Raw genomic sequence first — 12223 nt, forward strand, 5'->3', positions numbered from 1 at the left:
CCCCCCCCCCCCCCCCCCCCCCCCCCCCCCCCCCCCCCCCCCCCCCCCCTTTTTAGATGTGTATAAGAGACAGGGCATGGCTTACCCTAATTTCGTTGATGAACCTCGAATAGGGTTTCTTGCTGCGCGACTTAAAATACTTGCAAAAAGAGTTGGGACTGATTTTGGCAATGCCGGCAATGGTTTCTAAGCTTATCCTTTCTTTGAAATTAGAAATAGTGTACTCGTAAATGGCATGCATGCGGTCTTTTTCCGATTCCTGAAAGTGATACCGAAAGCCTACCGAAACCAGGGTCTTGATTTGTTTGCAATCGGCAATGGCTAGCAAGGCCTCCATTAAACTGATAACTTTCCGGCTGCCTTTGGCCACTACGGTTTGGCAAATGAGCGAGGCAATCTGTTTTTTTTCCTTGCCGGTTACCTGTATGCCCAATTGGGCTTGTTGCAACAATTTTTTAATGTCTTTAAGCTCGGGCAAATCCAGAAAAGAGCTTCCCCAAAAATCTTCATTAAAATGGATTACGCTTACGTCTACGCCGTTTTCTTCGCCTGTGGCATCAAACCGCCAATAATGGGGCACATTGCTGCCTACCAATAGCACATCGCCCGACGAAAAAGGCTGTATGCTGTCGCCGATAAACTGCATGCCTTTGCCCTTGGCAAAATAGATGAGCTCAATTTCCGGATGGTAATGCCAGTGGCTGTTGGTATCGGCCACGGTATCTTTCCGCGCACTAAAAGAGTGGATCAGATCAGTAGTAACTTTTAATAACTGGGGCTTCATTTATTAAGCAAATTGGCAATATTAAACTAAAAATAAGATATAAATGATAAAATTCCTTAATATTTAGACAATATTTTTAAATGAACTCCACTGTGCATTGTCTTTATTTGTAAATACCTTAGGGCTTTGGCTCGATGGCAACAACCTAACCAAATAATACTAAACTATGAACAAAGCAACCGGCAACAAATACCTTTTTGCCCTCATATTGGTTACAAGCCTGTTTTTTTTCTGGGGCTTTGTACACAACCTCGACCCGGTTTTAATCCCGCACCTCAAGAAAGCATTTACGCTTACCGATTTAGAAACTTCTTTAGTAGACTTCTCCGTGTTTATCGCCTATTTTGTGATGGCCTTGCCTGCAGGTTTTGTGATGAGAAAATGGGGCTATAAAACCGGCATTGTTCTTGGGCTTACCTTTTTTGCATTGGGTTCCTTTTTGTTTTTGCCGGCTGCCGACACCATGCAATATCCTTTTTTTCTTGGCGCCTTATTTATTATTGCCTGTGGATTAACCTTTTTGGAAACGGCAGCCAATCCTTATGTTACCATTTTGGGTGATCCGGAAACCGCCACGCAACGTCTGAATTTTTCGCAATCTTTTAATGGCCTGGCCGCCACATTGGCCCCGATTGTTGGCGGAGCAATCATATTAACAGATGAAATCAGTCCCAAAGCATTGGCCGCTATGACCCCTACGGCTAGGCATGCTTATTTGGTAGAAGATGCGGCTACCGTAAAAGGCCCTTATCTGGTATTGGGGATTGTGATTGTTTTGGTGGCTATTTTATTTCTCTTTACCAAATTGCCGGATATTAAAAACGAAGATGAAAACGAGAACTCAAAAATTGCCCATGCCTGGGTGCATCCTCATCTCAGATGGGCCGTTATAGCCCAATTCTTTTATGTTGGCGCACAGGTTTGTGTATTGAGTTTCTTTATTCGTTTCAGTACCGTGTCGGCTTCAATTACCCAACAAGAGGCGAAATGGTATGCAGGCGCGGCAGGTTTGGCTTTTCTGGTTGGACGTTTTGCCGGAACTTATTTCATGGGCTTTATCAAACCCAACCGTTTATTGGCTTTTTATGCTGTGATGAGCATGTTGCTTACCTTGCTTGCTATTTTTGGCTCAGGCATGATTACTGTCTATGCCCTGATAGGCGTTGCCTTCTTCATGTCGATCATGTTTCCAACCATTTTCTCTTTAGGAATCGCCGGTTTGGGCAAAGACACTAAAATAGCTTCTTCGTTAATTGTAATGTCAATTGTTGGTGGCGCATTATTGCCATTGGCCTTAGGTTATATATCTGATCAAACCGGTCATATCCAATATGGCTATTTGGTTCCATTGATCTGTTTCTTCGTTGTATTCGTATTCGGATGGAAGAAATGGAGCCCGAAAGAAAATTAAGAATGAAACACAAAGTTTTAAAAATAAACAAGAAAGACAATGTATTGGTGGCATTAAGCGACCTTGCTGCAGGCGAATTGATCGAGTTTGAAGGGGTTACCTACAAGCTTCAGGAAAACATACCGGCTAAGCATAAGTTTTTTATGCATAATATGCAGCAAGGCGATGAAGTGCTCATGTATGGCGTTTTAGTTGGTAAAACCCAATATGAAGTGCCTCAGGGAAGCAGAATGACCACAGACAATACCAAACACGCTACTGAACCCTATATCTACAGAAAAACAAACTATCAATGGCATCAGCCTAACATTGATAAATATGCAAATCGCACATTTCAAGGCTATCATCGCAGTAACGGAACAGTAGGTACGGCCAACTATTGGCTCTTTGTGCCTACTGTTTTTTGCGAGAACAGAAACCTCGACATGATCAGGGAAGCATTGCACAATGAGCTAGGCTATGCAGTTGGTGGTAAATACAAGAACTATGCGCACGATTTGATCAGTGCGTATCAAAATGGAGAAGATTTAGATGCGGTATTGTCGGTTCCCAACCCGCAACAACGCCGTTTGTTTAAAAACGTTGACGGCATCAAATTCCTGAACCACAATGGAGGCTGTGGAGGTACCCGTCAAGACAGCCACACCTTGAGCCAGCTTTTGGCCGCCTATGCCGATCATCCTAACGTAGCCGGAGTAACCGTATTGAGCCTCGGTTGCCAGCATTTGCAGGTAAACGACTTTAAAAGTGACCTTTTGCAAAGAAATCCTTCATTCGATAAGCCCCTGCTGGTTTTTGAGCAGCAAAAAGCGCAGAGCGAAGAAGAACTCATTAAAGATGCCATTAAGCAAACCCTGAAAGGACTAATCCAGATCAATGAAATAGAACGTAAACCCGCGCCCTTAAGCCAACTTTGTGTAGGCGTAAAATGCGGCGGCAGCGACGGTTTTAGCGGTATTTCTGCCAACCCGGCCGTAGGCCATTGCGCAGATTTGCTGGTGGCTTTGGGGGCCAAGGTGCTCCTGGCCGAATTTCCGGAACTATGCGGGGCCGAACAAGAAATGATCGATCGCTGCGAGACCGAGGAATCGGCACGTAAATTTATGCGCCTGATGAGCGAATACGACGAATTGGCCCACCAGGTGGGTTCAGGTTTTTACATGAACCCTTCGCCAGGCAATATTAAAGACGGCCTCATTACCGATGCCATTAAATCGGTAGGCGCGGCACGAAAGGCCGGAAGTGCCAGTATTGTTGATGTATTGGACTATACAGAGCCGGCCACCAAACCAGGATTAAGTTTGGTTTGTACGCCTGGTAACGACGTAGAAGCCACTACCGGCAAGGCTGCCGCAGGAGCCACCCTGATTTTGTTTACCACCGGTCTGGGTACGCCAACCGGCAATCCGGTTTGCCCAACCATTAAAGTGGCTACCAATTCAGGATTGGCCAAACGGATGGGCGATATCATCGATATTGATGCAGGGCCAATTATTACCGGCGACAAGTCTATAGCCGAAATGGGCGAAGACATTTTGGAATACTGCATTAAAGTGGCCAGTGGACAGGAAATTCCAAAAGCCGTACAACTGAACCAAGATGATTTTATTCCTTGGAAAAGAGGAGTGAGTTTATAACTTTAACCTAATAACGATGTTTTCATTCGAACATAAAAAAGCAATAGTTACCGGAGGTGGAAGCGGTATTGGCAAAGCCATAGCCATGGCATTGGCTAAAAACGGTGCAACGGTCCATATTTTAGAAATGGATGTGGCCGGTGCCAGCCAAACTGTTGATGAAATTAAGGCGCTAGGCTTTAAAGCCGAGGCACACGCCTGCAATGTGGCCGACCAAGCTGCAGTCAATGCTATTTTCGAACAGATTGGCCATATCCATGTTTTGGTCAACAATGCGGGCATCGCCCATATTGGCAGAGCTGATAACACTGCCGAAGACGATTTCGACCGCGTGATGAACGTCAATGTAAAAGGCGTTTACAATTGCATCAAGGCCGCTATTCCAGCTTTGCGCCAAAGCGGGGGCGGGGTTATCCTCAATATGGCTTCTATAGCCGCTTTGGTAGGATTGGCAGATCGTTTTGTTTACAGCACGGCCAAAGGTGCCGTAAAAGCCATGACCATGAGCGTGGCCAAAGATTACCTGAAAGAGAATATCCGCTGTATTTCTATCTCGCCGGCGCGCGTGCATACGCCATTTGTTGATGGTTTCTTGGAAAAAAACTATGCCGATAACAAGGCCGAAATGTTTGACAAGCTCTCCAAATCACAACCGATAGGCCGTATGGCCAAACCTGAAGAGATTGGATATTTAGCCTTATATTTATGCAGCGACGAAGCTTCGTTCATTACCGGGGTAGATTATCCGATAGATGGCGGATTTACCACTTTAAACAACTAGCTATGAAAAGAACCCTTATTTTTTGCCTGTTGACATTGTTTACGCTCGGTTCAAAGGCCCAGTATGTGCCCACCAAAGAAAACCTTGAAGCCCGAAAAGCTTTCGAGGCCATGCGTTTTGGCTTGTTTATCCATTGGGGGCCCTTTAGCATTCCGGGCAGCGGCGAGTGGGTGATGAACAACCGCAACATCAAGGTAAAGGATTACACCCGTTTAAAGGACTTTTTCAACCCAACGGCATTCGATGCCAAGGAATATGTAAGCTTGGCCAAAAGAGCGGGCATGAAATATATTACCCTCATAACCCGTCACCATGATGGCTTTAGCATGTGGGATACCAAGTATTCGGATTTCAATATCATGAATACACCCTACAAAAAAGACATTGTTAAAATGTTGGCCGACGAATGCCATAAACAAGGCATCAAGCTTTTCTTGTACTATTCGCTGTTAGATTGGCGCCGGGAAGATTATCCGCACGAAACAGGCAAAACCGGACAAAAGACCGGTCGGATGGGCAAAAAGGGAGACTATGCTTCTTACCTGCAGTTCATGAAAAACCAGCTGACCGAATTGCTGACCAACTATGGCAAAATCGCCGGGATTTGGTTCGATGGGCATTGGGATCAAACTGCTCCAGAAGGAGAGAAAGACAGGTCGTCGAGAATTGACTGGAAATACGACGAAATTTATGGCCTCATCCACAAGTTGCAGCCATGGGCATTGATTGGCAACAACCACCACTTAAGTCCGTTTCCGGGCGAAGATTTTCAGATGTTCGAAAAAGACCTGCCAGGCGAAAACAAAGCCGGGTTGAGCTTTCAGGAACCTTCAGATCAATTGCCGGTAGAAACCTGCGAAACCATGAACGATTCGTGGGGCTTTAACCTTACCGATAGCAAATACAAATCAGAACAACAGGTGGTACATCTTTTGGTAGGCGCAGCAGGCAGGAATGCAAACCTGCTCCTTAACGTAGGCCCGATGCCAAACGGCAAAATACAGGAAGAATTTGTAGATACCCTCGAGGCAACAGGTAAATGGATGGCCAAATATGGCGAAACCATTTATGGCACCACGGGCAATGTCATCAAGCCTCAGAAATGGGGACTGGCTACCCGAAAAGGCAAAACGATATACATCCATGTGTTAAACGATAGTGGCAGCGACCAAATCGTCATTCCCGATTTTGACAAAAAACTAAAAAGCGCCACTTTTTTTGAGGGTGGCCAAAAAGTAGCCTATAAACTGGAATCCGATGGCCTGCATTTGCAGGTTAAGAAAGATCCGGCAGCAATAGACACGATTATCAAACTAGAACTAGAATAGCATAAGCATGAAACTGATCAGATTTGGAGAAATTGGAGAAGAAAAACCCGGCGTAATCCTAAATGGCGAATATTTCGACGTATCATCTATCGTAACCGATTACGACGAAATCTTTTTTGCAAAAAACGGTATTGAGAAATTGGAAAATGCCTTAAAAGATGCCGAACTTAAAAAAATAGATTCCCAGGTCCGTTTGGGATCGCCGGTGGCCAGGCCATCTAAATTACTTTGCGTAGGGCTCAATTATTTAGACCATGCCCACGAAACCAATGCGCCAATACCGAAAGAACCAATTTTGTTCTTCAAATCTACTACGGCCATTGTTGGCCCTTATGATGATTTGGTGATCCCTAAAAACAGCTTAAAAACCGATTGGGAGGTAGAATTGGCTATTGTAATCGGTAAAAAAGCATCGTATGTAAGCGAAGCCGAAGCCGAAGACTATATTGCCGGATATTGCCTCCACAACGATTATAGCGAAAGAGAATTTCAGCTAGAGCGCAATGGACAATGGGCCAAAGGCAAAGGTTGCGATACTTTTGCGCCATTGGGCCCATTTATGGCTACCAAGGATGAAATTGCCGATGTGCATCAGCTTCGCCTGTGGCTTACCGTAAATGGCAAGACCTTGCAAGATGGAAATACTTCGAACCTGATTTTCAATGTGCCGTTTTTAGTATCCTACATCAGCCAATTCATGACTTTGCTGCCTGGCGATGTCATTACCACCGGAACACCAGCAGGTGTAGGATTGGGCCAAAAGCCAGAACCTTGGTATCTTAAGCCCGGTGATGTGGTGGAACTGGGGATTGATGGCTTGGGATCAAGCAAACAAACCGCTAGGGCCTACGGAGCATAAATTAGAGAAATGAGAGCATGATTGAAACAGGCAGGGTATTTGCCTTCAGCAATCATTCCATCATTCAAAATTAAATAACATGAAAAGATACGCTTTAGCCTTGGATTTGATCAACGACAAGGAACTGATTCAAGCTTACGAACGCTACCATCAAGCCGTTTGGCCCGAAATTATAGCCAGCATTAAAGATTCAGGCATTACGAATATGGATATTTATCGTATTGAAAATAGGTTATTTATGATTATGGAGGTGAATGATAGCTTTAGCTTTGAAGCCAAGGGGAAAGCCGATGCCGAAAATGCCAAGGTTCAAGAATGGGAAACGCTGATGTGGAAATACCAACAGGCTTTGCCTTTTGCCAAACCTGGCGAGAAATGGTTGTTGATGGATAAGATTTTCAGTTTGTAATGATCGATTCGCACGTTCATTTTTGGCAGTTCGATCCCGTTAAAGATGCATGGATCAATGAGGAAATGGCTGTTTTGCAGCGTAATTTTTCTCCTGCAGATTATGATGCCCTGCAAGCCGAAAATGGCATCAATGGCTGTGTTGCCGTACAGGCCGATCAAAGCGAGCAGGAAACGGCTTTTTTGGTTGATTTGGCCAGGCATAACCTTGTGATCAAAGGTGTAGTTGGCTGGATTGACCTCCAATCGAAGGTAATTGAAGAAAAGCTTTCATTTTATGCAAAAGAACCGCTGATTAAAGGCTGGCGACATATTGTACAGGCTGAAAACGAGGGCTTCTTGTTGCAAAACGAGTTTATAAGAGGGGTAAAGGCATTAAAAAAACATGACTATACTTATGATATCTTGGTTAAGCATAGCCAATTGCCTGAGGTTATCCAATTTATAGAGCAGCTTGGCGAACAGGCCTTGATTATCGACCACTGTGCCAAACCCGATCTTAACAACGGAGACCTCAGTGCCTGGGCCACCCATATGAAAACCATTGCCCAAGCCTCTCACGTATATGTCAAGCTCTCTGGCTTGCTAACCGAAGGCGACTGGTTTAATCCGGATAAGCAATTAATTTTTAAATGTTTAGATGTGGTTTTCGAAAGCTTTGGTACAGAAAGGTTAGTCTTTGGCAGCGATTGGCCAGTGGTGTTGCTCAGCAACAACTACAGTTACTGGTTGCAAATGGTTAGCGAATATATGCAACAGTTTAGCAAACAGGAACAGCAATGGGTTTTCGGCGATAATGCCACTAAATTTTACAAATTAAACTGAACAAATGGATTTAAATCTTCGCAATAAAGTAATCGTAGTATCTGGCGGAGCCAAAGGAATTGGAGCGGCCATCTCTTCAATTTTAGCCGAAGAAGGTGCAACAGCAGTAATTATAGGACGAAATGAAGAAGACAACGCCAAACTTGTTCAGGAGATAACAGGCAAGGGACACAAGGCAAGCCATATTACTGCTGAATTAACGCAGCCTGAAGAATGTAAACGTGCCATTACATGGATACTGGAGCAATTTGGAGGGATAGATGGCTTGGTAAACAATGCCGGGGTTAATGATGGCATCGGGCTGGAAAATGGCAATTACGAAGCATTTATGGCTTCCTTGCATAAAAACCTGGTTCATTACTACCTTTTGGCACACCATGCCTTGCCGGCTCTCAAACAAAGTAAGGGCGTTATCGTTAATATTGGCAGCAAAACGGGCGAGACCGGACAGGGAGGTACTTCGGCCTATGCCGCTGCCAACGGAGGCAGAAACGCACTTACCCGAGAATGGGCGGTAGAGCTTTTGCCTTATGGAATTCGCGTAAATGCAGTTATCGTGGCCGAAGCTTGGACACCGTTGTATGAAACCTGGATCAACACCTTCGAAAATAAAGAAGAAAAGCTCAAAAGCATTACCCAAAAAATTCCACTCGAACAACGCATGACCAAAACAGAAGAAATCGCTAATATGGTGGCCTTTCTGTTGTCAGACAAATCGAGCCATACCACCGGTCAGCTGATCCATGTAGATGGCGGTTACGTGCATTTGGATCGAGCTTTATAGTTAACAACCTTATTAACACGAAAGACCTGCAAATCGCAGGCCTTTCGTGTTAATTGTGATCCTAAACCCGTTTCAGGGTTTTTTCCTTAAGTCAAACATGACATCGGAGTTAGCCTTAAATGCTAATCTAGCTTATCCTGTTTCTTGATGCCAATATTATAAAGGACAAAGCCCATAAACAAAAAGAACAGTACGCCTAAGATTTCGTAGCCACCTTGCCCGAACCAGTTTACAAAAGTCGGTTCTACGTTTACCTTGCTCAAATTATCGCGCACGGCTGGAATAACCATCAAAATGGCAACGATTACGCCAGCTATGGCGCCACCTGCCACCAAACCGGTTGCAAACAGGTTGCCAGGAGCAATTTCTTCTTCTTCGGCAGTTTTTGCCTTTTGTTTTTCGCGCCAGTTTACAATACCCTTAATGGCACCGCCGGCAAAAATAGGCAGGGTAGTAGACAATGGCAGGTAAGCACCCACGGCAAAAGAAAGCGCATTAATGCCACACAGTTCAATGGTAATGGCTATACAAGCCCCTATCATTATAAATTGCCAATCAGGTTGATTGCCTAGTATTCCTTTAATTAAAGTTGCCATCAAAGTGGCCTGTGGCGCCGCATAAGTTTCAGTACCAATGGCATGATGAATGCCTTGTTTCAGCATTTCGGCCGTAGGGGTATCGAGTATACGTACGGTAACACCAATCACAATCGAAGAAACAATAGCACCGATAAACAGGGCAATCTGCTGATATTTTGGCGTAGCACCAATCAAATAACCAGTTTTCAAATCCTGCGAAGTTGCTCCGGCATTGGCTGCTGCAATACAGATCATACCCCCCACAACCAAAGCCATAGGCTCATAAATTTTGCCTGTCCAGCCTACGGCAATGAACACCAAACAGGTACCCATAATCGTAGCAATCGTCATGCCCGAAATCGGATTGTTGCTCGAGCCGATCAAACCCACAATCCGGCTCGATACCGTCACAAAGAAAGCTCCGAATACAATCACCAAAACACCGATCAATAATTTGTTAACGATGCTGTCGCCAGGAATTTGAGGCAGAATGGCCATCAGTAAAATCAAGACTAAACTACCGATACCCACCAGCTTGATGGATAAATCGCGGTCGGTACGTTTAATTTCACCTCCAGTTTTGCCAGCTTTGATAGCTCCTAAACTTTCCCTGAAAGAAGATATGATGGTAGGGATAGTTTTTATTAGGGTAATAAATCCACCTGCAGCTACTGCGCCGGCGCCAATTTGCTTCACAAAGGCCTGGTAAATGGCGCGTGGATAATCGGCAAAGGTATGTGTAACCGGATCCCAGCCACCCATGCCGCCAGCTTTATTCAAATCGGCCAGCAAACCCAGCTTGACCAGCTGTTTGGCTGCTGTTAAAGGGTCGATCAAAGTGGATAATAGCGGAATTAAGGCTAACCAAGCCAATACGCCGCCAGCCACCAATACGCCGGCAATTTTTGGTCCGATGATGTAGCCCACACCCATATATTCTGGTGTAATCTCGCCACTTATTTGTGCCGATGGTAAAAATTTATTGGCCTGCTTTGAAGCCCAGGTTGGCGCTTCGGCCACCACGTGAAATACTTTTTGTAATAACGCATAAACTAATGAAAAACCCAGCCCCCAGAATGCGGTACGGGCAAAGCTGCCACCTTTTTCGCCGGCCTGTAAAACCGAGGCACAGGCAGTACCTTCCGGATAAGGCAAATTATCATGTTCTTTGACAATGAGCGATCTCCGCAGGGGAATCATCATCAAGGTTCCTAAAATACCGCCCAATATGGCCAAAATCAGAATGGTCATGTAATTGAAAAAGGCTTCGCCAGAACTTTGGCCACCAACTCCGGTACTTAAAAACAAAAAACCCGGTAGGGTAAAAACAACGCCCGCCGCAATCGACTCGCCGGCAGAGCCCGTAGTTTGGATAATGTTGTTCTCTAAAATGGTGGTCTTGAAGAATCTTTTGCCCAAGGTAATGGCCAAAACGGCAATGGGTATAGAGGCCGAAACGGTCAGTCCGGCTTTTAAAGCCAGGTAAACAGTAGCTGCGCCAAAAATTATTCCGGCAATACAGCCCAGCAAAATCGACTTGATGGTAAACTCTGCCACTTTGCTTTCTGCTGGCACAAAAGGCTTAAATTCTTCTTTGCTCATTTTGATTAAGGTTTAAGGATTAAAGTTAATTTTTTTTGATGAGTTGGCAAGCCTGAAAAGAAGCCAATATTTTTAGATATTTGCGCCATGAAACCACCATGATTTCAATATAACATTGGAATGAACAAATCATGGTGGCTTCATCACCACTGAAAACAACTTAAGACAGATGAAAAACAAAGCGATTTTTTTGGACCGCGACGGCGTGCTTAACCACGAAATTTATGATTACATCTGCAGGATGGAAGATTTCAAGGTATTGGAATATCAAATTCCGCCACTGAAGCGCTTTTATGATGAGGGCTACTTGCTGATTATCATCACCAACCAGGGTGGAATTGCGCTTAATCGCTATACGGAAGAAACCTTGGCCCAAATGCATGAGGTTTTGTTCGATGCCTTCGAAGCTCAGGGCGCTAAAATTACCAAGGCTTACCATTGTCCGCATCACCCAACCGTATCGGCACCATGCAATTGCAGAAAACCGTTATCGGGTATGTTGCTCGAAGCGATTGCTGCTTTTGATATCGACCCGGCTTTGTCGGTCATGATTGGCGACAAGCCCCGCGACGTGGAAGCGGCCGAAGGAGCAGGAGTGAAGGGCATGCTGATCCAACCCGACCAGCAACTTGACTACGATAAAGTGAAAGCTGTTTTAGCTGGCCAGCTTAATTAGTTTGCGAAAGGATCTGGAGCTTTTTTAGCCGTGTATAGTTTTTTCAGATGTAGAAAGGCTTTTCTCATGCGTTCCTGATTTAGCGGATCAACATTTAGGTAGGGTATTTTCATGTACCAGTCTGTAGTCTCTTTAAAGCTGCCATTGCTGCGTTTTTTAACGATAATGGTATTACCCTCCGTTTGTACGGCAATATAATTGACAGGGTCTTCCTTTAAACCAAGGTAATGGGAAAAACCCTTGATGTGGGTTGGATTAAAAATATATTGGATTTCTTCTATCGATCCGCTATCATAGGTTAACGTTAAGTTTGCTACTATTTTGTTTTTATCTTCCGCAAGATATCCAAATTCTAAATTGCTAAATTTTAACCTCGATGGATTGTAATACGTGAATTTGAGCTGGTCGCATTCTTTCATCTTTTCACTGATGTAATTGAGCGTTTGGTCTATATTGAGACTGCTTTGCGCCAAAGATGCAGTAGATAGTAGTACTAAAAATGCAAGAAGTCGAAATTTCATAGTTTCTATATTGACAAATTTAATTTACA

At 44.5% G+C, this 12223-nt stretch carries 12 protein-coding genes; 9 read left to right on the forward strand and 3 right to left on the reverse strand.

From position 1 onward, the window contains the following. Window positions 1-52 precede the first annotated feature (52 nt). Complete coding sequence (locus JHD69_RS17155) at window positions 53-784, reverse strand: AraC family transcriptional regulator (RefSeq protein WP_199141575.1); 732 nt, start codon at window positions 782-784, stop codon at window positions 53-55. Window positions 785-950: 166 nt separating this feature from the next. Between JHD69_RS17155 and fucP the strand changes: the two genes are divergently transcribed. From fucP to JHD69_RS17195, 8 genes are all read left to right on the forward strand, one after another. Then, entirely contained in the window at window positions 951-2195 is a 1245-nt protein-coding gene (gene fucP, locus JHD69_RS17160) for an L-fucose:H+ symporter permease (protein ID WP_199141576.1), read from the forward strand. 2 nt (window positions 2196-2197) lie between these two features. Further along, window positions 2198-3832, forward strand: a complete 1635-nt coding sequence (locus tag JHD69_RS17165; RefSeq protein ID WP_199141577.1) for a UxaA family hydrolase — start codon at window positions 2198-2200, stop codon at window positions 3830-3832. 16 nt (window positions 3833-3848) lie between these two features. Then, window positions 3849-4613 (forward strand): SDR family NAD(P)-dependent oxidoreductase, encoded by a 765-nt coding sequence (locus JHD69_RS17170; RefSeq protein ID WP_199141578.1) that lies wholly within the window; start codon window positions 3849-3851, stop codon window positions 4611-4613. A gap of 2 nt (window positions 4614-4615) precedes the next feature. Continuing rightward, window positions 4616-5941: an alpha-L-fucosidase gene (locus JHD69_RS17175; protein ID WP_199141579.1), complete on the forward strand. Its 1326-nt coding sequence runs from the start codon at window positions 4616-4618 to the stop codon at window positions 5939-5941. A gap of 7 nt (window positions 5942-5948) precedes the next feature. Then, entirely contained in the window at window positions 5949-6800 is an 852-nt protein-coding gene (locus JHD69_RS17180; protein WP_199141580.1) for a fumarylacetoacetate hydrolase family protein, read from the forward strand. Window positions 6801-6879: 79 nt separating this feature from the next. Beyond that, entirely contained in the window at window positions 6880-7209 is a 330-nt protein-coding gene (locus JHD69_RS17185) for an L-rhamnose mutarotase (RefSeq protein WP_199141581.1), read from the forward strand. After that, entirely contained in the window at window positions 7209-8033 is an 825-nt protein-coding gene (locus JHD69_RS17190) for an amidohydrolase family protein (protein WP_199141582.1), read from the forward strand. The genes JHD69_RS17185 and JHD69_RS17190 overlap by 1 nt, the downstream gene beginning before the upstream one ends. Window positions 8034-8037: 4 nt before the next feature. Then, on the forward strand, window positions 8038-8817 hold the full coding sequence (locus tag JHD69_RS17195; protein ID WP_199141583.1) for an SDR family oxidoreductase: 780 nt from the start codon (window positions 8038-8040) through the stop codon (window positions 8815-8817). Between the two features lie 122 nt (window positions 8818-8939). Here JHD69_RS17195 and JHD69_RS17200 read toward each other — a convergent pair whose 3' ends face one another. Then, entirely contained in the window at window positions 8940-10997 is a 2058-nt protein-coding gene (locus JHD69_RS17200) for an OPT family oligopeptide transporter (protein WP_199141584.1), read from the reverse strand. Window positions 10998-11166: 169 nt separating this feature from the next. Here JHD69_RS17200 and JHD69_RS17205 point away from each other — a divergent pair, with 169 nt between their 5' ends. Next, window positions 11167-11673, forward strand: coding sequence for a D-glycero-alpha-D-manno-heptose-1,7-bisphosphate 7-phosphatase (locus JHD69_RS17205; protein ID WP_199141585.1), 507 nt, complete (start codon window positions 11167-11169; stop codon window positions 11671-11673). Here the strand turns inward: JHD69_RS17205 and JHD69_RS17210 are convergent. Then, entirely contained in the window at window positions 11670-12194 is a 525-nt protein-coding gene (locus tag JHD69_RS17210; RefSeq protein WP_199141586.1) for a hypothetical protein, read from the reverse strand. The genes JHD69_RS17205 and JHD69_RS17210 overlap by 4 nt on opposite strands. Between the last annotated feature and the right edge of the window lie 29 nt (window positions 12195-12223).

Source organism: Pedobacter sp. ASV12 (assembly GCF_016429155.1).
Lineage (GTDB): Bacteria > Bacteroidota > Bacteroidia > Sphingobacteriales > Sphingobacteriaceae > Pedobacter.